We start from the raw sequence: 25,520 nt of genomic DNA, 5'->3' as shown, positions 1-25,520 counted from the left end.
TTGACCAGTTTCATTGAAATATGCATTAATAGAACAGTTTTTGTTTCTCACTACTTCGCACGATGGCTTTGGAAGCATTACCGCATCATTTACACCGATTAGGATTTGTTGCCAAAACACATTGAATGCCGCTTTGAGAAATCGGAGCAATGCAATCAAAATACGCCATACAGCAAGCGCACACGATAGGCTAAAAGAAGCACATAAACTGTTGGGCATTACAAATCTGTTGGCAAAAGAAATGGAGGGGGTTTTTAACCAATGGTCAAAAGTAAGGATTACCGATAAGCAGGTTAAAAAATTGGTGCAGATTGCGATGGCTCCGAATAAGGAAACTTTGCAGAATTTGCAAACAGGAAAAAAGGACGAATTTTCTAGTGTGTTTACCAATATGGTAGATAATGTTTTGGAATATACCGCCACAAGCCCTACCCAACACATGGAAACCACAAAAGGCACTTTATTTGGTGCTTATAATGGGGTTACGGGGTATTTTCAGAACGTGAAAAATTATAAAGACACTGAAACAAAATTTAAATCCATTATGGCAGGTAATGCATTCGGAAAGGCACAGACTACATTTGATTTGTGCAATGAATTTGCACAAATTGGTGTGAATGCCTTGAATTAGTAGTAATGAATAATTAAATAGGCACTAAGAACTATTGTTCTTAGTGCTTTGCGTTGCCCAAAATTTCAGGCGGCCCTTGCGGGCAATAAGTGTTTTAACTTTTGATTAATGAGATAAATAATAATTATATTGCAAGTTGATATATGATTTTTAACAATTAAATTAAAACTCATTAAATAATAATTGATTCTGCAATATAATGGCAAATATCAAGTTAAACTTTCTTCCGTTAGATAATAATTCGTTTGATTATACAGTTTACAGAAAACTTCCAGAGGAAGAAGAAAAGTTGGATAAATCAGAGATGAGATATCCGTTCGTTGAAACTGATGGAAATCCCACAAAAGTAAATTATAACATATCTTTTAAGCCCAAAGATGGGTTTGTAGAACATGAAGTAAATTCAGCCGATTTTTTAGGCTTAACGAAAAAATTCCTATTGCTGAAATTACTAGAAACACTCGACAGTACCTTTTGTCCATACACGTATAATCATTATAAGCGATTTACTGAAGAACAAGTTGAGTTTATTATTGAAGAATTTCCTGAAGGTAATAGAGTAGTATTTCTTACTCCCTATTATTTGGAAGAGCAAAAAAAATTCGGGTTTCTTATAGATTTCAAATTTATCAAAAATGAAAGCACCCAGTTTAATAAACAGGTTCAACGGTTAAGTCTGAGCCTAGATGATCATTACCGTAGTAACAAGAACTATTATTCTGAAAAATACCATTTGATACAATCTTTTATTAGACTTTCCTATGGTACTTGGAGCACTTTAAATATTGGGGGAGCTAAAATCAATATTTCAGATAAACTTAACGATGTCCCTAGCTTTCTTTTGAATAAGAAAGAATATCTATTCAATGTTAATAAATCTGCTTATTCACAATTTCAGGGTATAAGAAATTATGGCCCTTATAAAAGAATTGACGATCAAGTAATCTTTGTATTTATTTTTGAAGAGCGGTTCAAATCCTTTGCCAACCAACTTTATTTAAGCCTTATCGGAAAATTAAATCCAGGAACTTTTTCAGGATTCGAATCTATGTTTAAGATTAAATTTGGCTTGGAGAATGTAAAACAGATTAGCTTATCCAATAATAGTCACTCCGAATTATCCAAAGTTGTAAATGAGGTCAAACAATATAATGGAGAAAATGCAAACGTTATTGGGATTTATATTGAAGACCACGATTTGGATAACAAAGTAGCAACTTCGGCTAATTACTACTATTTGAAATACAACTTCATTAAGGAAGACATACCACTTCAAGTAGTTAATTATCGTTCTTTAGGTGAGAAAAACTCTTTAAAATGGTCAACCTCGAATGTTGCATTGGCGATTTTTTCAAAATTAGGAGGAATACCTTGGATAGTTAAGCCGAGTAATGCCAACTGTTTGATATTGGGAATAGGCAGTTCTCACAAAATTGATCCTGAAACAAAAAAAATCAGTAAATTCTTTGCTTATAGTGTGTGTTTAGATTCCAGCGGGCTCTATAAGAGCTTAGAAGTACTTGCAGATGAGGCAGAACATGAACATTATTTGGACAAACTGCAGAAAAATTTGGTGACCATGCTAAACGACGAAAAATATAGTACCTATACATCTTGTGTTTTGCATCTACCATTCAAAATAAAACGAAAAGAAATCGACGCACTATCTAAGGCAATCCAACAGGTCACAACAATGGAGTTTATTGTTATAAAGATCAATCTTGACAATAAATTTTTCGGATATAGCGCACACAATACCTTTGTACCTTACGAGAGTAGCTTTGTTAAATTGTCTCAACGACAATATTTAGTATGGTTTGAAGGGCTGCTTTTTGGGAAAGAAATTGTCGATAAACGACTTGGCAATCCAGTGCACATAGAGTTTTTAAATTTACCAAATACAAATAACATAGATGAACGGAAGTACTTACAGGATGTTTTAAATCTTTCTGGTGCAAACTGGCGAGGATTTAATGCGAAATCTGTACCTATTTCTATCTATTATTCACAACTGATAGCAAACTACACCAAAGCTTTTGAAGATATTGAGGGTTATGATGAAAAAATACTCTCTAATGAAAGACCTTGGTTTCTTTAAGTAAATAATTATGGAAATAAAAGGTGAAGATTTAATATTTCTTTTTGGAGCTGGGGTTAGCCTGGAAGCAGGGATACCAATTTCTAATAAGATGGTAGAAGAAATTGAGTCTCTAGTTCGGGGAGATGCAGATTGGAAGCCATACAAAGACTTATATTTTTATTTAAGGAGTAGCATTCAGTATTCTGACGGGATAATGGGAAAATTTGATGAGCCATTTAATGTAGAAAGATTGTTGGTGGTCATTTCTCAAATAGAAGAGAGGGAACGGAATATAATGTACCCTTTTATTGGTACTTGGAATATAAGACTCCTAGACTTGGCCGGCTTGAATTTCGACAATATTTCTAAGTTTAAAAAACTTATACGCAAACAATTGAATGAATGGGTAGGTCTTAGAAACTATGATCAGGCCAGTTATTTTACTTCCTTTAGTACTTTGGCAGGAGAAGTTGGAACCTTAATTAAAGCATTTACTCTAAATTATGACCTTTGTTTTGAAACAATTGTCGGCAGGGAAAAGGAAATTGAATTGGGATTTACTAAGGGTACAAATGAATGGCATTATTCAAATTTCGAAAATAACCATGAGAAGAGTTATAACCTTTATAAACTTCATGGTTCTATAGATTGGTATACTGACGGTAACAAGCTGATGAAAAGTGATCGGCAGGAGCAAAATCCTGAATTGATTTTCGGAATTCAGCACAAAATGACGTCCGTCGATCCATATTTCTACTATTCATCAAAACTACGAGAAGCTTGTTTGAATGAGGCAAAATTAATCGTTGTGATTGGGTATTCTTATGCAGATGATTATGTGAATAATATTTTATCGCAGGCTTTAAATGCTCGAAGTGAATTAAGAATTTTAAACGTTGCCCCTTTATTTGAAATACAAATTGAAGATGCACGTCAAAATATCGCAAACATTTTGAAGCTTAGAAGTAAGGATCAAGTAATATGGGAGGATTATAAAGCAAAACAATTCCTTACGGAAATTATGAATAAAGATTTCTTAGCAAACAATTTGGCTGAGCCTGATGATGTCCCTTTTTAATCTTCTTCTTTCAAAAACTTAACTAAGCAAAATGAAAACTATTAACATTAAAACAGACTCTTCAATTACAGCAGTTCCAGTATTAATTCCTTTTCAAGGGTCACCAACTGACGATTTTATAAATGGTGAAGAAATTATTATTCAACTCATCAATAACGATGGTTATAAGGTAGGTGAGCCAGAAGTGAGGTCTGTAGTTAAAACTCATGATGCCGATATTAATGAAAGTGCATGGTATGAGGCATATATTCCCGCTAAAAAATCATAACATGTCTATATTTGAACCAGCCAAGAAGTTGACTTTACTTTTTATTCATAGAAAGGATAAAACCTATATACGATCTGTTGTAACTAAGGATGATAATATGGAATTAGCTAATTATGCTATTTACAAAAGCAATGATGGTTTTCAAGACGAGCTAGTTACTGACGGGATTTTTTCGGCTGAAGTTATGCCTAAACCGGGATCCGAAATCTACAGAGCGTCGGTCAATTTAGCTAATTATATTAAGAAAAATGGATATAAGGTTTGTAATACTATAGTTCAGACCAGAAATGGAGTCAAATTCAAATAGGCTAAAAACTATGGATTAATACTGAAATTATTCTAGCAAGCTTTATAAACTCTAAAAAACAGCATCCAGTTTTTAAAATTTGTTAATGCTCTGCTTAAATCGGTACATTATTCCAAATAATTTTCATCAATTCTTGAAATTCTCGTAAGATCATCGAGCAGGTTTCTAGAAAAGTAAATAGCTTCGGGAGCCAAAACCCGCAACTAAAGTTGTGGGTTTTTTGCGTTTGGGGCCGGGCGAGAAGTTTATCCTGAGCGCAGGCGCAGGGAGCAGATTTAAAGCCCTACCATATCGTGGTAAGGCTTTTTTTATTTTATATCGATGTCGGACGAGAAAAAAACATCAACTTAGTTTGCATTACTAAATTTATTAATGCAATTTTGTTGCGATTTGAGAAAGCAAGCTACATATCAACAATATGTGAAAAGTATTTTAGCCCTTTGGTTGATTATACTTTTTGTAGGCACATCTTTTTTGCAGATTTTCCATCATCATCACCAGGATTCACCAGGTCAACAACACCATCATCAAACCTCTATTCAGAAACTGGTTAAAAGTTGTGCGGTCTGCGACTATTTAGCACACCATCACTCGGTACCAATTTTAAATGTTCATCATTTCGAATTTACCCTTCCGGTAAAATCTGCTGCAGCGTTTGCAGGCAGGTATTATATTGGATGTTATAAATTTACTTTACAGGGCTTTACCAATAAAGGTCCGCCCATTTTAAATTCTTAAAAACAAGGCCATTCCTTGCCTTCTTATGCCCCTTAGTGGCAAACAAATTCCCATATCCAGTTTTTACCGGCGGCTGATTGATTGATTTCGGTTTGCCCAAAAATTCGCGTTAGCGTATCGATTTTTCTATGAAGAAAATAATGATGCTATTATTTAGCACATTTTTTTGCCACGGTTTATTTGCTCAAACCTACACCGTATATGGCGTGGTTACCGATGGTACTCATCAGGCACTTGAAGGTATAACCGTCAAATTAAGCAATACTCATGTTTTTGCAATCAGTGATGCTCAGGGCAAGTTTTCTTTTCAGCTTGCCAATGGAGCATACGAGTTACAGGTAAATGCCATGGGTTTCCACCGCGTTAAAAATAAGATTGTGGTCAACGGAAAAGCGATGCAATTGGTTTTAAAATTACAGCCACATTCGTATTTGCTGAACGAAGTGACGATAAAAAACAATGCCGGAACGGAGCGCCGCAGATCGGAATCGTTAAATGTAGAAGTCGTTAAAGCTGATTTTATTCAACGCAATTTGGGTGGAAGTTTAATGAATACACTGCAGCGGTTACCAGGGATCAAAACCATTGGTATTGGTTCGGGGCAATCTAAACCTTTAATACGCGGCCTGGGCTTTAACCGGGTGGTGGTCATTGATAAAGGAATAAAACATGAAGGACAGCAATGGGGAGCAGATCACGGATTAGAAATTGACCAGTTTGCGGCTGAAGAGGTCGAACTTATAAAAGGTGCCGCATCATTTGCTTATGGTGCTGATGCCATAGGTGGCGCTATTCATATCAAAGCACCAGCACAACCTGCGCCTAACAGTTTTGGTGGCGAGGTGAATTTGATTGGTAAAAGTAACAATGGCTTGTACGGCACTTCAGTTCGGTTATTTCAACGAAAGGAAAAGTTATTTTTCGACGGCCGCTTTACCTATCAAAATTATGGCGACTATCGGGTGCCTACTGACACTTTATATGTGTATGATTTTGCGGTTGGCCTACACAAAAACTACCTCCGGAATACAGCTGGCAGAGAAACTGGAATCCATTTTAATACAGGATATATTAACGAAAAATTCAAATCCATTTTTTATTTGAGCAATACTTTTAGCAAAAGTGGTTTTTTCGCCAATGCCCATGGGCTTGAGCCTAGACGTGTTGATGCCGATTTGCATGATGCGAGCGATCGTGATCTATTGATGCCTTACCAAAAAGTAAATCATTTTAAGATCATTAACAGAACAGCTTTTTCTTTAAACAGGCATGCAGTTGAGTTCGAATTGGGTTATCAGCATAATTTCCGTCAGGAGTACAATCACTATGTTAATCACGGCTTTATGCCAGCTGTTTATCCGGCCACAATGACCATTCCGATTGATTTGGAAAGGGAATTTGATAAACAGGTTTATTCGTTCAATGCAAAAGATCAGATCACGCTGGGCAAGCATCTCTTACAGCTTGGCCTGAATGGCGAATTGCAGGATAATCTGATTAATGGCTGGAGTTTTTTAGTGCCCGCATTTCAGCAAAAAAGTTTGGGTGTATATGCTTATGATAAGTGGAAAGTGAGCGATAAATTACTGCTTCATGGCGCAGTAAGGTATGATTTAGCGAAGCTTGATCTGTTCAGGTACAGCGATTGGTTTAGCTCCGAAACCAATAGTGGCAGTATGATGCAACTAATAAGAGCAAATGATTTAACGAGGAATTTCAACAGCCTGGTATGGTCGCTGGGCCTCAATTACAACTTAGACCTGCTGGAGTTTAAAGCAAATGTTGGAAAGAGTTTTCGCATGCCTATCGCAAAGGAATTAGGCGCCAATGGTGTGAATTACCATTATTTCAGTTATGAAAAAGGCGATCCAAATTTAAATCCGGAGCAATCTTATCAGGCTGATTTTTCAGTGGCATTTACTACAGGGAAATGGTCGGTCAAGTTGAGCCCATTCTTCAATTATTTCCCCAATTACATTTATTTAAATCCCACATCGGCACATGATTATTTCTACGGTGCGGGTAATCAGGTTTTCGAATATGCGCAAAGTGAAGTCATGCGCTATGGTGGCGAAACGCAGGTTAAATATCAGTTCAGCAAACAGTGGAGCACGGAGTTATTGGCCGAGTACTTATATGCTGAGCAATTATCCGGGGATAAAAAAGGATACACCCTGCCTTTTTCCCCGCCGGCCTCTGCATTGTTCAATGTAACCTATGCGCCACAAAAGTTTCTTGGGAGCGCTGATGCTTATTTCTCGCTGGATTATCGCCTTACGGCCAGGCAAAATAACATTGTTCCACCAGAGCGGAAAACAGCAGGTTACAGCTTGTTCAATCTGCAGGCTGGCGCAAAGCTTCAAATCGGGCAATATCCGCTGAATATTAATGCGCAATTGCAAAATGTATTCAACACCAGATACCTCAATCACACCAGTTTTTACCGCTTAATCGGTTTACCGGAACAAGGTAGAAATTTCGTCCTGACCGTGAAAATGCCTTTCAATTTCCATCATCATTAATCATTAAAACCATGAAAAAACAACAATTGCCATTGCTCTTTTTAAGCTTCATCCTTGTGTTATCTGCCTGTAAAAAAGGCAATGAAGAAATCGATACCGAATACCCAACAATTGATGTAACCGGATCGGCCTTTCCTCAACAATGTGCTGTTATTAAACGAGGTGAAAAATTCATTTTCAAAGCAAAACTGAACGATAATGTTGAGCTCGGCTCGGTAAGTATCGACGTGCACCACAATTTCGATCACCACAATCACAGTACAGAAGTGAACGAATGCAATTTGGGGGCAGTAAAGCAACCGGTAAAGCCATTCCTGCTGATCAAGGACTTTCCAATACCATCAGGGCAAAAAACATATGAAATGGCGCAAGAAGTAACTGTGCCTGCAGATGTGGATGCAGGAGACTATCATTTCTTAATTCGCCTGACCGATAAAACCGGATGGCAAACGCTTAAGGGATTAAGCATCAAAATCAATTAACAAATCATCAATTTATTTTAAAACACAAAAAAAAATGAACACTAAAAACAAACTTAAAACCGCTTCATTATTTTTCTTGCTTGCGCTAAGTTTCTCAGCTTGTAAAAAAGACAACAATACGCCAGAACCAGAACCAGGAGTTACGGCAAAGGAACAAAAATTTGTACGCGTACTGGTCAGTGATGAAACATCGACAACGTTAACCCAAATAGATCCTTTTACAGCTAAAACATCTACGTTCATCGGTAAATACCCTTTAGCCAATATTTATGCAACAGCCTCTGGACGTTATGCTGCCGTGTTGTATGGTGCACAAAATCTGGTAGAAGTTTTTGATAGCGGTTTGCAATCTCATGACGATCATGTTGATGTGGATGGTATTGCCAAATGGGCTGCTATTACCGCTAATGGCATTAAACCAACCCATTTTAAAAGTAAAGGAACGGAATCCTTAATCTTTAATGATGGTGAAGGAACATTAAGCGTGGGCAACGATGCAGATTTCAACACCGCCAACGCAAAATTTAAAACCATTAATGCGGGTTTATTACCACATCATGGTGCAATGGCTCAATTTACCAATGGTAATTATGCCATTACTGCTACGGCAACTGCTGGCGCTTCTCCAACCAGGGTAATTGTTACAGATAAAAACGGAACATTGGTTCATGCCGCTACGCAGGAGGTTGGAAATATACACGGTAATGCCAGCGATGGGCAAAATGCAGTATTTGGCGCTTTCACCTCTTCGGCGGCAACTGCTGGCGGTGTTTTAGTGGTGGCGCAAAATGGTACACAGCGTGTTATTCCAAATCCGGATGGTTTTGGTGCATTTCGCCTGGCCACGATTTTATATGCAGAAAACGCTAAAAAGTTTATTGGTTATGTAGCGACCAAAGGCGCCTACTTAATAGACCTCACGGCTAATCGAATCACACCAATTTACGCCGGCGCAGATGCTTTTCAATGCAAGATAGATTATGCCGGCAAAAATTTATTGGTGCTAACGCTTGATGGCAAACTGAGAATTTACGATTTAACTTCAGGCAGCCTTAAAAAAGAAGGCGCTGCAATAAGTGCCGTTGCAACAACCGATACTTATAAACCAGTTTTAGAAGCTACGGCTAGATATGCCTATGTAGCTGTTCCAGGTGCCGGCGAAGTGCAACAAATAGATTTAACTGATTTCTCGAAAGTGATTAAACACAAAGTTACCTCAAGACCGGTAAGACTTACACTTTTGGGTTTCGAGAATAGCACTGAACATTAATCATTAAAATATAAGGATATTCAAAAGCATGGTCATAAACTGCATTATTTGGGTAAAGAAAAGGGAGAAATCGGTTTGTTAACAAAACTGACAGGCATCTCTAACCTTCGGAAATGATGAGCTTTTGGATATCCTTTTTAAACCTTTAAAATGAAAAATAATCCATTAAAAACGCTTATTCTTTTTGGCTTGCTAAGCATTTTTGCAACAAGCTGTAAAAAAGACAATGAACCTGAAATACTTGCGCCAACGGCTACCAATGTAGAAATAGGTACGGCCAACAATAAACAGGCCATACGCGGAAGAGATTTCCACTTAAATGCAGATGTGGTTGCCGGCGACAAAATTAAAGGGGTAGAGATTAAAATACTGCAAAAAACAGGACAAACCTATACCGCCACCTGGAAATTTGAACTGGCATGGACACAATATAATGGTGCAAAAAATACCAATGTACACAAGCATTTCACCATTCCGGCCGAAGCGCCTGAAGGCAAGTATGATTTTTACTTTATCGTATGGGATGAAAACGGAACAAAGCTCGAAATAAAAGAAGACTTCACCATCATCGACGCGGCAAATATGCCCGTTGACCCAAAAATTGGGCGGGATATTTTTTCGAGAAATGGCAACGTCATTTACTATATGGATACCTTTGTAGAGCAGGAACTTATTTTTAAAAAAGGGGATGAATTTACAGCCCATGCCCAGGTAAGTGAAATAAAGGGTGATGGCATATTATACACGGTGCTCATCAAAAGAAAAGCAAATTATTTTCCAGAATCTATCGATAAGCTTGATTTCAGCAAAGTGATTATAATTTCTAAAGTCGAACATAAAGGCCTTCCAAGTGCCTCTAAAATAGCTACGCTGAGGCAAATCAATGGCGTGTATGGTGGCGAAACAATCACCATAGGGGCAGAAAAAGACGGCAATGAACCAATGCCCAATCCGATTACCGGGGAAAAGGCATGGGAATCTGGAAAGTATAATTTAGTGATTCTTTACAAAAACTACACTTATAACAGCAATATTTATAAATCAATTCCAATTACGATAGTTTATTAAATTGAAAAAGAGAAACAGCCTTATTGGTATTTCAATCACGTTAATGCTGATCATTACCCTTTTAATAGGAATGCTGTTGGGAGCAGTTTTAACCTCACATTTTAATTAGCCTGTATTGAATATTAACGATCGGTATTTTACAAAATGGCCCACAACGAAATTTGTGGGTCTTTGCGTTTGGGAGTGTGTGAGATGACCCATTAACCTCGCCTTTCCCAGGAACCTTTTTCGTCAAGAATTTTTAAATAGCTGGTATAAGGTTCGTTAGTGTGATAAAGTTGATGCAGCTGATCGGTTAGTGCTGTTAGAAAGTTAAAGAAAGTGGAAAAATCTTCTTTTGAATTGTACAGCCCACCCCATTCGTTTAATATCCACTTTAACATTTTTCCATCCCGCGTAGTCATCGAAAATTCCAGGTAAGGAATATCGGCATCTGTTTTTTTGTAATAGTCGTGTTGTAGTCCTCCCACTAGCCCAATTTCTCTTACAGGAACCCGAATAGCGCGTATTTCTGAAAACAAAACATTACCGAAACAGGAACTGTTAAAACCTTCTTTGCTGAATGAAATAATTTCAGCCGACTTCCTTTCCGAGGCCGCTTTAAAAAGTTTGTAAAGGGCCGTTAACATTAAGGGTACGAAAATCAGCAATAGCCAGGCCGGGAAAAGCGGGCGTGGATCTGATAGTAAAGTGATGGTTGTTCCTGAAATAGCAATCGTGAGCAGGGAGGTGAAAAACCAAAACAGAATAGTTGAAGTTTTCTTGCTGTTATTAAAACGGAAGCGATAAGTATCCATATTTGTCCGAAACTTTAGAAAATAAGGTATAAAAAAGGAAATCGTTTTCCAAAAAACTGATAGGTCTTAGTTGCAAAAAGCAAATCACCATCTCCAATGGTAAAAGTAAATTTATTCGGCCAGATATTGCGGATATTAATTTGAGTTTCTATTTATAGTTCTTTTAGAAAAGTCCCGTAGCAGGTAATGTTTTCTATATTGATATACGTGATGTCAGGCTGGTTGGATACGGCAATTTTTTTCAATGATATTAAAAAAAACCGACATCATAAGTCGCTTGAATTGTCATTTTAGGTTGAGACATTTTATTACAGATTAAAGAAAATTGCCTAAAAACCAGAATGGACCGATTCGGGATGGAGATGGAAGCTTTCAGGAAGGCCAGCAAGGCACCGTATCCGAAGGAAGCCCGGCAAATACTGCTACAGGCAACACCACATCAGTTTACGTATTTTCTTTTATTTAACTTATTTCTCCAACTTTTGAATCTGATTTACGATCTCTTTCCCTTTTTTTATAGAGAATGTTGTCATAAGTGTATACCCATTGACCGACATGATATAATCACTATAGAGATATCGGTATAATTTTGTCCCGGTGAAGCCTTCAGGATGTGAATTGATTTCATACAGAATTTTTTTCTTAGATTCCTCCAGGTTCTCTTTAGCTGCATTGACTGCAGGAAGTAAATCCTGATAATATCTTAGAATTTCGTTCCGTAAGTGGCTATCTTCTATGAAGGCGATTTTCCCGCTAGCCTTAAAACCTTCAAAACTGGAATTTATGTTATAAAATACATATTTACCAGTGATGACCTTCGTGATTTGGTCGGTATTCGTAATATTTTTAATTTTTTGGTCTATAGTCGATAACTCGCTAATTTCTAATTGCTTTTCTCCAAGCATCTTATTTATTTCTATTGTAAGATCAGACATAAATTCCCTGACTTCCTTTTGCTGGTGCCGATGCTCGCTCCATTCATGTAACCATATCGATAAACTTAGCGCGAAAACAATTATAATGATTTCTAAAATAAACTCTCCTACCTTGTGCCACAAACTATGCTCTTTGCTGGTCAAGATTTTATGTGTTTTTTTAACATGTTTAATGACTTCCTGATCTGCCATAATATTTTAATTAGCGACTAAAAAAAGATTCTTCATTTAAAGGTATAAAAACAAATAATTAAATGCATAGCGCAGTATAAAAAAGATAGTATATATTGTATTTCAGTAAATTATCCCTTTTGTTTCGTTCCAAACTGGCTAGCCCTATCAGGCTTTTTCTAATATAAATCGTCTTAGCGTCTCGTAAGACAAAATTGATAAATTAGATCAGGTTAATTTACCTAACCACGATTACCTGCTATGGATCAATGGCTGTTGACCACATTATAGAATAACCCAAAACAAAAAAGGCAAGAACGAAATTCCGTTGCTTGCCCTTTTTATTAACCTTAAATATCACTATCCCTGATGTTCAGGTGCCCCGTTTGGATCCATCCATACATATTCCCAATGGTGGCCGTCAAGATCATCAAAACTATGTTGGTACATAAAACCGTAATCGGTAGCCGGATTGGGTATTGTGGCGCCGGCAGCTACAGCTTTATCTACCATTTCGTTAACGGCATCCTTGCTATCGGCCGATAAAGCAATGGAAGTTTCTATGGCCTGGTGCGCATCTACAATTTCTTTTGTAGTAAAAGTCTGGAAAAAGGGTTTGGTTAGCAACATCACGTAAATGGTATCGCTGATGATCATGCAGGTTGCTTTCTCGTTGGTAAACTGCGGGTTAAAAGTATAACCAAGTTTGGTGAAAAATTCTACCGATTTGTTAAGGTCGCTAACGGATAGGTTCACAAAAATTTGAGTTGCCATATTGTTTTCTGATTTAATTTATTCAAAGGTATCATAAAGCCAACTGGGTGTTCATGTGTAAAAACGACAAGTTAAGGGGTTAAACGCGACTTAGATGACAAGACATTGTAAAACCAAAAAGAGCATGCCTTTCGACCATGCTCCTTTTATATTTTCTGTTAATCAATAAACTGGATCTGTTGTACCAGATAGGCCTTTCCAAACTTCTGCGGATCGTGCGTAACGGTAGCTTTAATGGCTTTCCATTTTGGTCGCTGACCTTGCTTCCAGTTGGCACGGATTTCCTGTGCATTTAGCCATATTTCTTCAAGCTCATTCTGTATGGTGCTGTTTGCATAAGTGAGCTGTAACTTATCTGGAATCATGTAATAATTGTTTCCGGTTTTGCTTAGCCTGATATTTGGCCCGCCAACAGCGTAATTGGTAATGAGTTGCACAGTGAAAGATTCACTTCCTTTATACTGCTCTTTGCTAAGGATTTTTTCGAAAATAAAGTAGTATTCAGGTCCGTCTTGAAGTGGCTCTTTATCGCGGTTGAATCGGGCTTTAACGCGGTAAGAATAACCAGGTTCTCTTTCATCAAAACCCGATAAGGAAGCGCCAGCATCTACATTGCCCGGCAGCTTTAAAAGCAAATCATTATCAGCAGCATAACGAGGGCTTACAAGTAGTTCGACCTCTTGTCCGTTTTTTAAGTTCAGCGGACCGTATCTTTCCGATTTTTTACAGGAAACAAGTGCAAAGGCTACAAAAAGAAAAAGTAGGTTTTTCATAGTGAGTGGTTTTTTAGATTAATGGTTCCTCATAAAACGTAAAGATATCAGTATACGCTACAAGAGAATGATCATTTTGTGCCATTTGCTACCAGTCTTTTTTAAATACCCGTTTTTGAAACATGTTAATCCTTAAGTGAGACCTGAAATTTTTGTTCCCCCTGGTTTCTGAAAATAACAATTTCAACATGTCCTTTCCAGCGAACTTCGCTATAAATCTTTAGCAGATCAGCAACAGATTTTACTTCATTATTATCCAGGCCGATCACCACATCACCTTTCTTTAAACCATTTTTCTCTGCAATCGAGCCTTTTGTTAATTGTATGAGTAAAGCGCCATTGTTATCCGGAAGTCCGGCTGCAGATCTTTCCCCCAAACTTTCGATATTTTTAAATCTGCTACCTAACCACTCCGCTGTGATTGTTTTTTTACTGGTTGAGCTGTTGCTCAGCGGTTTTATTGGAGGCGAAGCAGCCAGTTTTTTTAACCGTGCATCTGTTACACCAAAACTCATGTCAAAATCTTTATAACCGGTTTTTAAAGCCGCTGAGGTTTTTCTGAGGTGATACTTTCCGGTATTTTCATCAACAAAAGCGACATCGCCAGTGATGCTGTTGGCATCGATATTTAATTTCTGTGTTTTGCTTAATGCATCTTTGCTTAAAAAGAAATTATGATTGATCTCTTTTCCCCAGCTTTCCATCTGTATGGGGGCGTATGCAGCACTTACAATATTATTTTTAAAAACGTCACCACTGTTTTTTAACCAGACATGCGGATGAAAGGTATTATTGATAATGATGTTATTGTATACCGTGCGATGATAACCTTCACGAAGTTTTAATCCCCCACTTAAACATATGTTATTGAAAATCTGATAATTGGTGCTTCCGTCATCCAGGTCGATGTCCCAGCCATGGTCGCACTGAAAACGATTATTGCGTAAAACGATTGGTGAAATCACATCTAAAAGTTCAATTCCGGGTTTTGCGGCAACAATACTATCCATAAGACTTCTTGCCGGCCTCCAGTAACGGTCTCTGCCCCATGAATTAAAAGCGCCATGATCTCCGGTTTCGAGTACGGTATCAAAAACGTCGTTAAATTCAATGAGGTGTCCGCCCCATGTACCCTCGCTAACATTAATGCCTGCTCTTGGTACATGGTAAATGGTATTGTGACTCACCAGAATATCGGCCGACATGGATATTTCAACGCCTGCAGATTGTTTTTCGATTTGGCCAGTATGGTGAATCAGGTTGTTTACCGCCTGGCAATGCTGCGGATAATCAGCACTTTTTGGCCCAGGTTGCATATCCATTTCCGTATAGGGAACGAAATTTTCATACCTGAAAGAAGGTGAACGTACTGCAGCCGGGTTACCCACAAATGCAATTCCATTCGCTCCAATGTTATAAATATGATTGTTGCTGATGCGATCTTCCTTATTGTAATTGCTTAAAAAAACAGCACTTCCGCCTAAGTCGTAAAAATTACAGTTTTTAACGGCACAAGATTCAGTACCTTCCAGCAATATGGCTGCTCCGCGGTATATGGCCCAGTCGCTTCTTAAAAGCGGCTCTTTTACCTGCATAAAACTCCGCGCGGTTTGTATAAAATCGATGCCTGTTATGGTTATATTTTTAATCGGATTGGCTAATGAGCCTTTAATATGCAACAGGTCACTCACCATGGTAAAGGCAAAATCAGCTGTTTGAAGGTTACTTCCGGTAGGTGGAATAAGATAAAGCGTTTCCTCTTTTTGATTGTAAAACCATTCACCCGGATGATCGAGTTCTTCAAATATGTTCTCCACATAACGGTATTGTGCATGCATTTTGGCAGGACGGTTATTCTGCCAGCCACCTTCATAAAGCAGTTTGCCAGCATCATCTTTACCGGTAATGAGGTAATGGAAATCGCCCCACTCGCCCTGGTGTAAGGTGTGTATATAACCGCCGGTAGGATCCAGCCATTTTTTTGCCCTTTCGGCAGAAATTGCATCAGCTGCGGTGCCGTTAAATACCCTGGCAGAAGCGTCGAAATCAGGGTACCTCGCCATCGATAATTTTTTGCCATTCATAAAGAGCTGGTCAGGGGCTTGAGCCAGCTTTATTTTGGCCGATAGGATGTTATTTTTATAGGGTTTCCACGAGAGTTTAACATGCTGCGAACCGGAAATGAATACTTTTTGGTTTGCCTTAGCCTTAATGGTAAGCGCCTGCAGTTGAAATTTATCTGAGGTAATTTCAACCGTTTTATCTATCGGATAAGTGCCGCCATCAAGCTCGATAACTACTTTTTTGTTTTTAACCGCCATGGCTTTTGTTATACCAGCAGCAAAGGTTTTTACAGGCTGGTAAATGGAGCCAGGATTTTTGTCGTTCCCTTTGGGCGAGATAAAAATGGTTTGCGCTTTACAAAGGCTAAACGCGAATAAAGTAGTCAGTACTAATGAAAATTGTTTTATCATTTTCTAAGTTTTTGTGGAGTTAAGGCTGTTAAATGAACGCTCCAATCTATTTAATATTTATGCACCATGTTATAGGTTGCCACCAGAGAAATTTGAATGATGATTACAAGATCGTTTGAATGCCCTGTTTATATTTAATGGTTAGTAATTAAAGTGCTATTCTTTAGTGTATTGCAATTAAACAATAACTACGTAACATAAATTTAATTCTTTTGGCAAATCATTCTTAATTATTGGCATACTACATTTGCCCTAATTTAATGAACCAGCATTACACCCATTAATCTGATGGCTTTGATGCGTGGGTTTCATTTTATCACTAAAGATGCGCACAGCTAATTTAGCTAAACCTTAAAATGTGCTAGTACTTCCGTGTTTTGTATAAATCGGACTCCGCATATGCCAATACCTTTGTTATCAATATTTAACAAAGAAAAAAATGTCGAAAATAATTTTAATTACCGGCGCCTCACGTGGTTTTGGTAAAATCTGGGCAAAGGCCCTTTTAGAACGTGGCGATAAAGTAGCTGCAACAGCAAGAAATACAGCAGATTTAAAAGATTTGGTAGAAACTTACGGTGATGCCGTGTTGCCGCTTCAATTGGATGTTAACAATAGGGAAGCCTGTTTTGCAGTAGTAGAAAAAGTAAAACAGCACTTTGGCCGAATTGATGTATTGATCAATAATGCTGGCTTTGGTTTGTTTGGAGCTATAGAAGAAACCACCGAACAACAGGCTCGTGCACAAATGGAAACCAACTTTTTCGGCCTGTTGTGGGTAACCCAGGCTGTTGTTCCGGTAATGCGCGAACAAAAGGTAGGGCACATTATTCAGGTATCGAGCTTCCTGGGTTTGGTGAGTTTACCTGTATTGGGTTTGTATAATGCCTCTAAATATGCAGTAAATGGCTTAAGCGAAACGCTGGCGCAGGAGGTGAAAGGTTTTGGAATTAATGTAAGTTTAATCGAGCCAAATGGTTTTTCTACCGATTGGTCGGGGGCTTCAGCTTTTCAAACAGCACCATTAGAAGTGTATGCACCGGTTAAGAAAGCATTTTTTGATGCCGCAACACCCGATAGCTGGGGTAAACCAGAAGCAACGGCACCTGCGGTATTGGCACTGATTGATAGTCCTGAACCTCCTTTACACTTCTTATTGGGCAAGGTGGCTTTAGCTGGAGTTAAACAGGTTTATGTTGAGCGCCTGGCCGAATTTGACGAATGGGCTGAAGTAGCTGTTGATGCGCACGGTCATTAATAAATCATTTAAACCCTTTAACTACAGGCTGTACAGGGTAATTGTGTAGCTTGTAGTTAATTACCATTTAAAGGAATGAAACACTATAAAAATTTGGCCGAATTACACCGGGAAAATGCATTTCCGCCGCCCGAAAACCCATTGTTCAGCATTTATAAATGCGACCACATGTGTACCATGGGCGACCGCGAATTTACCAGCGATTTCTATATGATCGGTTTTAAAAAAATTATTGCAGGACATATCCTTTACGGGCGTACAAAATACGACCATGAGAGTGGTTCGATGATGTTCTTTAAACCTCATCAGGTAATCGAAATGAAAAACCTGGAATTAGATGAAGATGGTTTTTTGATTTTTATTCACGAAGATTTTTTGAATGGACATCTGTTACATGATACCATTAAAAAATACCACTACTTCGATTACGAAACCAACGAAGCGCTACACCTCTCGCCCAGCGAAGAAAGTACGGTATGGGAGCTGTATCATAAAATTGAAACCGAATACCGCAATAACCAGGATGAATATAGCCGTGAACTGATTTTGGCCAATGTAGATACTTTGCTTAAATACAGTCAGCGATTTTACAAAAGGCAATTTATTAACCGCACTGAAATTTCGGGCAAAACCGTAACCAGGTTTAATGAAGAAATAAATAAATATGTGGCCAACGGATTATTAGCCACTAAAGGTTTGCCCTCGGTGCATGATATGGCCGAACGTTTAAATATTTCGGCGGGTTATTTAACAGATGTTTTAAAACAGGAGAGTGGAAAAACGGCGCTGGAGCATATTCATATTTACCTGATATCAGAAGCCAAAAATCGTTTGATTGGTGAAAACAGGTCGGTTTCGGAGATTGCTTATGCATTGGGATTTGAGAATCTCTCTTATTTCTCGCGTTTATTTAAAAAAGAAGTGGGAATTAGCCCAAATACCTTTAAAAAGCAACTGCTGAATTGAGATTTTAACCGCAAAGGACCCTAAGAGGGCCGCAGAGACCCAAAAGTTAGGTCTATTGTTGGTCAGGATTTGCAATCCAGACCCAAGGTTCTAGGGATTTGCAATCTGTTTTAACTATTTGTTTGTCCCGCAGATATAGAAGATGAGCGCTGAGGACACATGTTTTGTTTATTTGACCAGATAGATTTCTGACTCCAGACTCCTGACTTCCGACTCCGGACTATTCCATCATCCATCTTACATTTTCCATCTTTCAACCACTAAGGCATGTCTGTTTCTGTCGCGCAATAGACTCTGGACTTCTGACGCCCGAGTGCTACGGATTTGCAATCCGTTTTAACTATTTGTTTGTCCCGCAGATATAGAAGATGAACGCAGAGGGCACATATTTTGTTTTTTTGGCATTATAGCCTTCCGACTCCGGACTATTCCATCATCTATCTTACATTTTCCATCTTTCAACCACTAAGGCATGTTGGTTTCTATTGCGCAATAGACTTCGGACTTCCGACTCCCGACTCCGGACTATCCCATCATCCATCTTACATTTTCCATCCTTCAACCACTAAGGCATGTCTGTTTCTGTCGCGCAATAGACTTCGGACTCCGGACTCCGGACTCCGGACTCCCGACTCCCGACTATAAAAACCACTCATCCCCCAAAAGCCTACGTTCCTGTACTTTATCTTTTTTCTTAAAATTAGTTTTCGTTGCTTTGTTTCAAGCAGAACATTTTGGAACAGAAACCCCACATATCACTTTACTGGAAATGCCAACTCATCGGTTGGTCGGTGGCTGCGCTGTATTGGGCTTTTCAAGGCTGGTCTACTGCTGTTCGTTTCAGATTCGATATGGCTGTTGTACAGTTTGTTTCGGATGTGGTGATGTATATATTGATTACCCACTTGTACCGTAACTTTGCAAATAAAAACCGTTGGCAAGACCTGGCAATCGAGAAACTGATCTGGAGGATGTTGATCGTTATTCCGGTGATGGGTGTTTTTTTTACCATCGTTACTTTGAGTAAACTGTACCTGGTGAGGTTGTTGTTTCTTAGCCATCCAGGACAGACCTTTATTGATTTTTTTAGTTTAAATGCAGCGGGCATTTTTATTGCCGGTATCCGTTTAATGGCCATATGGCTTTTGGCCTACCACCTTTATCATTACGCAAAAAGAGAAATGCGATTATCGGTAGAAAATGCCAGACTGGAGCTTAGCTTTAAACAATCGCAACTGGATAATCTTTCTGCTCAGTTAAATCCTCATTTTTTGTTCAATGCACTCAATAACATAAAATCATTGGTGTATACCCGGCCTGAGGCTGCAGGCAGGGCAATCGACTTGCTAAGCGAATTGTTGCGCAGTGGATTGTATAAGGGTAGTGCCATGCTGATCAGGTTAAATGAAGAGATAGACCTGGTGAGGGATTACCTGGAGCTGGAAGGGTTGAGGATGGAAGAAAGGTTAACTTACGATTTGGATATTGATATTTCGCTTTCCGGACTGATGGTACCACGTTTGTGCATTCAAACATTAGTCGAAAATGCGGTAAAACATGGCATTGCATTAGAAAAGCAGGGTGGAAAGATCGAAGTAATTATTCACGAACAACATGGACTGGTAAGCATTCGTGTTTTAAACCCCGGTAAATTGCAACAGAATAAAACGGTGGCAGGTATAGGGGTTCGAAACCTGAAAGAACGACTCGAGCTGAGTTACCAGCACCTTGCATCCTTTAATCTGTATGAAATGGATCAAAAGGTTTGTGCCGAAATTAAAATCCCAATCAGATGAGAAGTATTAGGGCACTGATTATTGACGATGAACGTGGCGCTAGGCAGGAACTGGCCAGGATGCTGAAAAGCTACCCACAGGTTACCGTATTGGGTGAGGCTGCCAATGCTGATGAAGCCGAACAGCTTATCGGACTTTTAAAACCCGATCTGATTTTTTTGGATATACAGATGCCTGGCCGTTCGGGTTTCGACCTTTTAGAAACTTTGGTGCATGTGCCACAGGTAATTTTTGTAACCGCTTTTGACAGTTATGCGGTGCAGGCTTTTGAAGTAAGCGCGATGGATTACCTCATGAAGCCCGTACGGGAAGAACGCTTTAAAAGTGCAATAGATAAAGCCATAGAAAAGATCGGCGCAAATGAAGGCGCAGCTATTTTTGTAAAGGACAGGGGCAAACACCTCCTTATTAAATGGAAAGATGTGCATATGATCGAATCGGTAGAGAATTACGCCAGGCTCTTTTTCGGGCAAGAGCAGGTATTGCTTAAAACCTCTTTAAACAAACTCGAAGAAAATCCTGATTGTGAAAGATTTTTTAGGGCCGGCAGAAGTATATTATTTAACCTCGACTATATCAGCTCGGTAAAAAAAGATGATGAGGGTATGCTTGTAGAACTTAAGACAGGAAATTTAATCAGAATATCAGAGCGGCAGGCTGTTAAATTAAGAAGCCTCATTAAAACATAAACTATAATTTTTCGATCATGAAAATAAACCTGGTAAAACTGGGTGTGGCTATGCTATGCCTTGTAATGGGGATGGAAACCTTTGCACAGCAAAAACTAACCTTACCCGATAGCACTAATTATATCATCAACGATAGTGTGATGATTAAAACAAAATATGGCATTACTTTATCGGCGGTAGTGGTAAGGAAAAAAGGGGTAAAGCAGAAATTGCCTGCAGCATTATTTTATTTTATCTATTCCAATACCAATAAAAGCCTGATGGAGGCCAAATACGCTGCCGATCATGGTTATGTAGGTATTGTTGCCGATGCCAGAGGCAAACGGCTCAGTCCTGATGCGCCGGCACCTTATGAGCATGAAACAAAAGATGTAAATGCAGTGATCGATTGGATTATCAAACAATCGTGGAGCGATGGCAGGGTGGGCATGTATGGCGGAAGTTACTCCGGTTTTGCACAATGGGCAGCAGCCAAACACCTGCACCCGGCACTTAAAACCATTGTACCCTATGTAGCGGCAATTCCAGGACTTGGCTTACCCATGGAAAATAATGTTTTTTTGAACGCCAATTACCAATGGCCCTTTCATGTTACCAATAATAAATATACCGATGATGCCGTAAACAGCGATAATGCCCGTTGGCGCAGGATGCGGAATAACTGGTGGCAAAGTGGAGCCGCTTACAATAAGATCGACAGCATTGATGGTACACCAAACCCGATGTTACAGAAATGGCTTAGTCACCCCGATTACGATGCTTACTGGCAGTCGATGGTGCCCTATGGCAAAGATTTTAAACAGATCAATATTCCAGTGCTCAGTATTACCGGTTATTACGATGATGGGCAAATTTCGGCATTGGAATACCTCCGCGAACATTACAAGTATAACCCCTCTGCCGAACATTATTTAATTATAGGCCCTTATGATCATTTTGGATCGCAGATTGGCGGTGTAGCCAAGTTGAGAGACTATGAGGTAGATTCGGTTGCGTTGATCAATACCCGCGAAATCACCTTCCAATGGTTCGATTATATCTTTAAAGGTGGAAAGAAACCAGCGCTACTAAAAGATAAGATCAATTTTGAGGTAATGGGTGCAAATAAGTGGAAACATGCTGCTTCATTAGCAAAAATGGAGGATTACCATATCCGCTTTTATTTGGATAGCGCTGCAAACGAGATGCGGCTGTCGGAGCAAAAACCAGTTAAAGAAGTTTTTATGCACCAGGAGGTTGATCTGGCAGACAGAACTAAATTCTACAACGATTATTATCCCAATCCAATCATCAAAAAAGAAATCGACAGGTCTAATGGATTGTTTTTTATCACTAAGCCATTTAATCAAGCCGTTTCAGTAGCAGGTGCATTGCAGGGAGAACTTAGGGCCATCATCAACAAAAAAGATATGGATGTAGGTTTGGTCTTGTATGAAGTTACCCCTTCGGGCGAATATTTTCAGCTTTCTTATTATTTAGGAAGAGCCAGTTACGCATACGATAGGAGTCAAAGGAAATTGCTTCAGCCGGGCAAATTAGAAACCTTGCCTTTTTACCGATCGAGGGTATTCAGCAGGCAGTTGCAAAAGGGTAGCCGCTTGCTTTTGATACTCAATATTGACAAAAATCCCTTTGCACAGATCAATTATGGAACCGGGAAGGATGTGAGTAAAGAAACCGTAAAAGATGCAGGAGTTCCACTGGAAATTAAATGGTCGACACAGAGTTTTATTGAGCTTGGTTTTTCGGTAGATGCAAAAAGTTTATTTTAAATAAATATTACCGCTCGCTGGAGGCTATATCATACATTCTAATTTGTCACGCTGATCTTCCCGATGAATCGGGCAAGTAGTCGAAACGCCTTTCAAGATATTTAAACAGGTCCTTCGACAGGCTCAGGATGACAATTCTATATTTATGATACAGTCTCCTGGGCACTACGGATTTCCATTGTTGGTCAGGATTTGCAATCCGTTGTTTAGGTATTTATTTATCCCGCAGATCTAGAAGATGAGCGCAGAGGATACCAGGGCATGTTGGTTTTTTCGCGCTATAGACTTCGGACTTCCGACTCCCGACTTCAGACTAACCCATTGTTGGTCAGGATTTGCAATCCGTTTTAATGTTTATTGTCCCGCAGATATAGAAGATAAGCGCAGAGGGTTCCACGGCATGTTGATTTCTTTCGCGCTATAGACTCCGGACTTCCGACTCTGGACTCCGGACTATTTCCATCGTCCATCTTACATTTTCCATCCTTTAACCATTAAGGCACGAAGCACACCAAGGCATTACATTTTCCATCCTTTAACCATTAAGGCACGAAGCACACCAAGGCATTCTGATTTCTTTCGCGCTATAGATTCCGGACTTCCGACTCCCGACTAAACCCATCTGTCTTCAGAGTTTTCCCATCAGTTTACTCACGTGGCTTTCATCCACAAGGCCAAATTCAGCGGCAATTTGTTTCAATCCAAATCTCCCGCTTGCTATTCGCTGTTGAATTAAATTTTGACGATAATCCTGGATATACTGACGTAAGGTTATGCCTGTATTTCTTTTGAAGTAAGGGCCTATATAATCTTCAGAAAGATTAAAATGGGCGGCCATTACATTCGCCTTTAAATTTTTAGGCTGATAAATATATTTGTGCAGGTAACAGAAAATGGCTTGAATGTCTTTTGATCGTTGCGCACTGCTTTTAATTTCGGGCATATTGCGCTGCATGATGGTGGAAAGCATTAAAATCTGTGTCCAGATTAAAGCTTCATTTTGCAACATGTTGATGTTGAGCGATAAGATGAGTGCAATGATGTTTTCAACAATCAACTGATCGTCTGAAGTAAAGTTAAAACTTAGAAAATGTGTTTCCCGACTTTTGATCAGGTACTCTAAGTATTGTAAGCCCGTTGGACTAATCTCCTTTTGATGAATGTATATATCGGTAAACTTAATGTAAATGAAATGTGTTCTTTCATCAATTTCGAAACGATGGTCATCATCCGGACCAATTAAGAAGAGGTTCCCTTTTTCGTAAACAATTGGGATTTCATTAATGATATGATGGCCAGATCCATTTTTAATGTATATCAGCTCGTAATGGTTATGCCGGTGTACCGGGTGCTGCCATTTGCTTACTTCAAATGCTGAAATAACAACAGGTTGGAATTGGACATATCGCTTCATCATAGATTTATACAAATCTATCATACTATTTTACAAAAACATATCTCTGGTTTGTCAGGATTTTTGCTTTACAAGAATCAATTTAAAACAAAAGAGATGAATAACAGTAAAACAGCATTGGTTGTTGGCGCAAATGGTGTAATTGGGAGTAATTTAATCAGCCATTTAGAAAGCCTCGGCGATTGGGATATTATCGGTTTATCGCGTCGGGGTGGATTGGATTCGGATAAAACCAGGTATATTTCTGTAGACCTGCTCGACGCAGAAGACATTAAAAAACAATTGAGCACTTTAACCAAGGTAACACATATTTTTTATGCCGCGTATCAAGATAAACCTACCTGGGCAGAGTTGGTAGCACCCAATTTGGCGATGCTTGTAAACGTGGTTAATGCCATTGAAAGTATTGCAAAAGACTTACAGCACATCAGTTTAATGCAAGGTTATAAAGTATACGGGGCGCATTACGGTCCTTTTAAAACACCAGCAAAAGAAACCGACGGAGGACACATGCCTCCAGAATTTAATGTTGATCAGCAACAGTTTCTTGAGGCACAGCAAAAAGGTAAAAAATGGAATTGGTCTGCGCTTCGGCCATCTGTAGTTGCAGGTACCGCATTGGGCAATCCGATGAATTTAGTTTCTGTAATTGCAGTTTATGCTTCCATATCGAAAGAACTGGGTTTGCCTTTGCGTTTCCCCGGCAAATTAGGGGCTTATGATAAGCTTTTAGATATTACTGACGCCGGATTATTAGCAAAGGCAACAGTATGGGCGGCAACCAACCCGGCCTGTGCCAATCAAGCTTTTAATATAACCAATGGTGATTTGGTGCGCTGGAATGATCTTTGGCCTAAAATTGCAGCTTATTTTAAAATGGATACTGCCCCTCCGCTTCAAATGCCTTTGCAAACCATAATGGCCGATAAATCGGGATTGTGGACACAGCTGCAAGAAAAACATAACCTGGCCAAACACAGTTATCAGGAAGTATCTTCATGGGCCTTTGGCGACTTTGTTTTTTCCTGGGATTACGATTTTTTCTCTGACGGTACCAAAGCAAGGCGATTAGGCTTTCACGAGTATATCGATACTGAAAAAATGTTTTTTGACCTGTTTGACGAACTTAAACTTAAAAAAGTTATCCCGAGTTAAATCTATGAGGTGAATTATTATTGAGTAGGATTTGTAATCATTTATCCCGCAGATCTAAAAGATGAACGCTGAGGGCACAAGGGCATGTTGGTTTCTTTGGCG

Annotated in this window: 23 protein-coding genes; 17 read left to right on the top strand and 6 right to left on the bottom strand. The window is 39.0% G+C overall.

Annotated features, from left to right (window positions below; all coding sequences use genetic code 11):
• Window positions 1-13 precede the first annotated feature (13 nt).
• The 10 genes from AC07YT_RS19165 to AC07YT_RS19120 all read left to right on the top strand — a co-directional run bounded on the left by AC07YT_RS19165 (window position 14) and on the right by AC07YT_RS19120 (window position 10,444).
• Complete coding sequence (locus AC07YT_RS19165) at window positions 14-631, top strand: DUF932 domain-containing protein (protein ID WP_086549029.1); 618 nt, start codon at window positions 14-16, stop codon at window positions 629-631.
• A gap of 199 nt (window positions 632-830) precedes the next feature.
• Window positions 831-2,729 carry a Piwi domain-containing protein gene (locus tag AC07YT_RS19160; protein WP_086549030.1) on the top strand — a complete coding sequence of 633 codons (1,899 nt, stop codon included), beginning with the start codon at window positions 831-833 and terminating at the stop codon, window positions 2,727-2,729.
• 10 nt (window positions 2,730-2,739) lie between these two features.
• Window positions 2,740-3,789: an SIR2 family protein gene (locus tag AC07YT_RS19155; RefSeq protein ID WP_086549031.1), complete on the top strand. Its 1,050-nt coding sequence runs from the start codon at window positions 2,740-2,742 to the stop codon at window positions 3,787-3,789.
• A gap of 31 nt (window positions 3,790-3,820) precedes the next feature.
• Entirely contained in the window at window positions 3,821-4,057 is a 237-nt protein-coding gene (locus AC07YT_RS19150; protein WP_086549032.1) for a hypothetical protein, read from the top strand.
• A gap of 1 nt (window position 4,058) precedes the next feature.
• A complete protein-coding gene (locus AC07YT_RS19145) occupies window positions 4,059-4,364 on the top strand; it encodes a hypothetical protein (RefSeq protein ID WP_086549033.1) in 306 nt (101 codons plus the stop codon).
• A gap of 420 nt (window positions 4,365-4,784) precedes the next feature.
• On the top strand, window positions 4,785-5,102 hold the full coding sequence (locus tag AC07YT_RS19140; protein ID WP_145954303.1) for a hypothetical protein: 318 nt from the start codon (window positions 4,785-4,787) through the stop codon (window positions 5,100-5,102).
• A 140-nt stretch (window positions 5,103-5,242) separates the two neighbouring features.
• Window positions 5,243-7,624, top strand: coding sequence for a TonB-dependent receptor (locus AC07YT_RS19135; protein WP_494945472.1), 2,382 nt, complete (start codon window positions 5,243-5,245; stop codon window positions 7,622-7,624).
• 11 nt (window positions 7,625-7,635) lie between these two features.
• On the top strand, window positions 7,636-8,106 hold the full coding sequence (locus AC07YT_RS19130; RefSeq protein ID WP_086549035.1) for a DUF4625 domain-containing protein: 471 nt from the start codon (window positions 7,636-7,638) through the stop codon (window positions 8,104-8,106).
• 34 nt (window positions 8,107-8,140) lie between these two features.
• Complete coding sequence (locus AC07YT_RS19125) at window positions 8,141-9,376, top strand: hypothetical protein (protein WP_086549036.1); 1,236 nt, start codon at window positions 8,141-8,143, stop codon at window positions 9,374-9,376.
• Window positions 9,377-9,526: 150 nt separating this feature from the next.
• Entirely contained in the window at window positions 9,527-10,444 is a 918-nt protein-coding gene (locus AC07YT_RS19120) for a DUF4625 domain-containing protein (RefSeq protein WP_086549037.1), read from the top strand.
• Between the two features lie 200 nt (window positions 10,445-10,644).
• On the opposite strand, the gene AC07YT_RS19115 is transcribed toward AC07YT_RS19120, so the two are convergent.
• Window positions 10,645-11,241: a hypothetical protein gene (locus AC07YT_RS19115; RefSeq protein ID WP_086549038.1), complete on the bottom strand. Its 597-nt coding sequence runs from the start codon at window positions 11,239-11,241 to the stop codon at window positions 10,645-10,647.
• A 325-nt stretch (window positions 11,242-11,566) separates the two neighbouring features.
• On the opposite strand from AC07YT_RS19115, the gene AC07YT_RS19110 reads away from it, so the two are divergent.
• Window positions 11,567-11,707 (top strand): hypothetical protein, encoded by a 141-nt coding sequence (locus tag AC07YT_RS19110; protein ID WP_494945471.1) that lies wholly within the window; start codon window positions 11,567-11,569, stop codon window positions 11,705-11,707.
• Between the two features lies 1 nt (window position 11,708).
• Here the strand turns inward: AC07YT_RS19110 and AC07YT_RS19105 are convergent, their stop codons facing one another.
• From AC07YT_RS19105 to AC07YT_RS19090, 4 genes are all read right to left on the bottom strand, one after another.
• Window positions 11,709-12,368, bottom strand: a complete 660-nt coding sequence (locus tag AC07YT_RS19105) for a hypothetical protein (protein ID WP_086549039.1) — start codon at window positions 12,366-12,368, stop codon at window positions 11,709-11,711.
• A gap of 339 nt (window positions 12,369-12,707) precedes the next feature.
• On the bottom strand, window positions 12,708-13,121 hold the full coding sequence (locus tag AC07YT_RS19100; RefSeq protein WP_086549040.1) for a VOC family protein: 414 nt from the start codon (window positions 13,119-13,121) through the stop codon (window positions 12,708-12,710).
• A 158-nt stretch (window positions 13,122-13,279) separates the two neighbouring features.
• Window positions 13,280-13,894, bottom strand: coding sequence for a hypothetical protein (locus AC07YT_RS19095; protein ID WP_086549041.1), 615 nt, complete (start codon window positions 13,892-13,894; stop codon window positions 13,280-13,282).
• Window positions 13,895-14,019: 125 nt separating this feature from the next.
• Entirely contained in the window at window positions 14,020-16,368 is a 2,349-nt protein-coding gene (locus AC07YT_RS19090) for a PDZ domain-containing protein (RefSeq protein WP_086549042.1), read from the bottom strand.
• 439 nt (window positions 16,369-16,807) lie between these two features.
• On the opposite strand from AC07YT_RS19090, the gene AC07YT_RS19085 reads away from it, so the two are divergent.
• The 5 genes from AC07YT_RS19085 (at window position 16,808) to AC07YT_RS19065 (ending at window position 22,849) form a co-directional block, all read left to right on the top strand.
• The gene (locus tag AC07YT_RS19085) at window positions 16,808-17,626 is read left to right on the top strand and encodes an SDR family NAD(P)-dependent oxidoreductase (protein ID WP_086549043.1); all 819 of its coding nucleotides are present in this window, start codon (window positions 16,808-16,810) and stop codon (window positions 17,624-17,626) included.
• Between the two features lie 75 nt (window positions 17,627-17,701).
• Window positions 17,702-18,592, top strand: a complete 891-nt coding sequence (locus AC07YT_RS19080) for a helix-turn-helix domain-containing protein (RefSeq protein WP_086549044.1) — start codon at window positions 17,702-17,704, stop codon at window positions 18,590-18,592.
• 734 nt (window positions 18,593-19,326) lie between these two features.
• Complete coding sequence (locus AC07YT_RS19075) at window positions 19,327-20,388, top strand: histidine kinase (protein ID WP_145954304.1); 1,062 nt, start codon at window positions 19,327-19,329, stop codon at window positions 20,386-20,388.
• Window positions 20,385-21,077: a LytR/AlgR family response regulator transcription factor gene (locus AC07YT_RS19070; RefSeq protein ID WP_086549046.1), complete on the top strand. Its 693-nt coding sequence runs from the start codon at window positions 20,385-20,387 to the stop codon at window positions 21,075-21,077. Before AC07YT_RS19075 ends, AC07YT_RS19070 begins: the two co-directional genes overlap by 4 nt.
• Window positions 21,078-21,094: 17 nt before the next feature.
• Window positions 21,095-22,849: a CocE/NonD family hydrolase gene (locus AC07YT_RS19065; RefSeq protein ID WP_494945470.1), complete on the top strand. Its 1,755-nt coding sequence runs from the start codon at window positions 21,095-21,097 to the stop codon at window positions 22,847-22,849.
• A 628-nt stretch (window positions 22,850-23,477) separates the two neighbouring features.
• Here AC07YT_RS19065 and AC07YT_RS19060 read toward each other — a convergent pair.
• Window positions 23,478-24,266 carry an AraC family transcriptional regulator gene (locus AC07YT_RS19060; protein ID WP_494945469.1) on the bottom strand — a complete coding sequence of 263 codons (789 nt, stop codon included), beginning with the start codon at window positions 24,264-24,266 and terminating at the stop codon, window positions 23,478-23,480.
• Window positions 24,267-24,359: 93 nt separating this feature from the next.
• On the opposite strand from AC07YT_RS19060, the gene AC07YT_RS19055 reads away from it, so the two are divergent.
• A complete protein-coding gene (locus AC07YT_RS19055; protein ID WP_086549048.1) occupies window positions 24,360-25,418 on the top strand; it encodes an SDR family oxidoreductase in 1,059 nt (352 codons plus the stop codon).
• Window positions 25,419-25,520 lie beyond the last annotated feature (102 nt).

The sequence above is a fragment of the Pedobacter sp. GW460-11-11-14-TSB4 genome (assembly GCF_059423705.1).
The sequence above is the reverse complement of the archived record's forward strand: the minus strand, read 5'-3'. Positions and strand labels throughout refer to the sequence as shown.

Excerpts from the sequence above, each read along its gene's own strand:
- AC07YT_RS19160 (WP_086549030.1), top strand. The coding sequence starts at position 831 with ATGGCAAATATCAAGTTAAACTTTCTTCCGTTAGATAATAATTCGTTT.
- AC07YT_RS19155 (WP_086549031.1), top strand. The coding sequence starts at position 2,740 with ATGGAAATAAAAGGTGAAGATTTAATATTTCTTTTTGGAGCTGGGGTT.
- AC07YT_RS19150 (WP_086549032.1), top strand. The coding sequence starts at position 3,821 with ATGAAAACTATTAACATTAAAACAGACTCTTCAATTACAGCAGTTCCA.
- AC07YT_RS19145 (WP_086549033.1), top strand. The coding sequence starts at position 4,059 with ATGTCTATATTTGAACCAGCCAAGAAGTTGACTTTACTTTTTATTCAT.
- AC07YT_RS19135 (WP_494945472.1), top strand. The coding sequence starts at position 5,243 with ATGATGCTATTATTTAGCACATTTTTTTGCCACGGTTTATTTGCTCAA.
- AC07YT_RS19130 (WP_086549035.1), top strand. The coding sequence starts at position 7,636 with ATGAAAAAACAACAATTGCCATTGCTCTTTTTAAGCTTCATCCTTGTG.
- AC07YT_RS19125 (WP_086549036.1), top strand. The coding sequence starts at position 8,141 with ATGAACACTAAAAACAAACTTAAAACCGCTTCATTATTTTTCTTGCTT.
- AC07YT_RS19120 (WP_086549037.1), top strand. The coding sequence starts at position 9,527 with ATGAAAAATAATCCATTAAAAACGCTTATTCTTTTTGGCTTGCTAAGC.
- AC07YT_RS19115 (WP_086549038.1), bottom strand. The coding sequence starts at position 11,241 with ATGGATACTTATCGCTTCCGTTTTAATAACAGCAAGAAAACTTCAACT.
- AC07YT_RS19105 (WP_086549039.1), bottom strand. The coding sequence starts at position 12,368 with ATGGCAGATCAGGAAGTCATTAAACATGTTAAAAAAACACATAAAATC.
- AC07YT_RS19100 (WP_086549040.1), bottom strand. The coding sequence starts at position 13,121 with ATGGCAACTCAAATTTTTGTGAACCTATCCGTTAGCGACCTTAACAAA.
- AC07YT_RS19095 (WP_086549041.1), bottom strand. The coding sequence starts at position 13,894 with ATGAAAAACCTACTTTTTCTTTTTGTAGCCTTTGCACTTGTTTCCTGT.
- AC07YT_RS19090 (WP_086549042.1), bottom strand. The coding sequence starts at position 16,368 with ATGATAAAACAATTTTCATTAGTACTGACTACTTTATTCGCGTTTAGC.
- AC07YT_RS19085 (WP_086549043.1), top strand. The coding sequence starts at position 16,808 with ATGTCGAAAATAATTTTAATTACCGGCGCCTCACGTGGTTTTGGTAAA.
- AC07YT_RS19080 (WP_086549044.1), top strand. The coding sequence starts at position 17,702 with ATGAAACACTATAAAAATTTGGCCGAATTACACCGGGAAAATGCATTT.
- AC07YT_RS19070 (WP_086549046.1), top strand. The coding sequence starts at position 20,385 with ATGAGAAGTATTAGGGCACTGATTATTGACGATGAACGTGGCGCTAGG.
- AC07YT_RS19065 (WP_494945470.1), top strand. The coding sequence starts at position 21,095 with ATGAAAATAAACCTGGTAAAACTGGGTGTGGCTATGCTATGCCTTGTA.
- AC07YT_RS19060 (WP_494945469.1), bottom strand. The coding sequence starts at position 24,266 with ATGATGAAGCGATATGTCCAATTCCAACCTGTTGTTATTTCAGCATTT.
- AC07YT_RS19055 (WP_086549048.1), top strand. The coding sequence starts at position 24,360 with ATGAATAACAGTAAAACAGCATTGGTTGTTGGCGCAAATGGTGTAATT.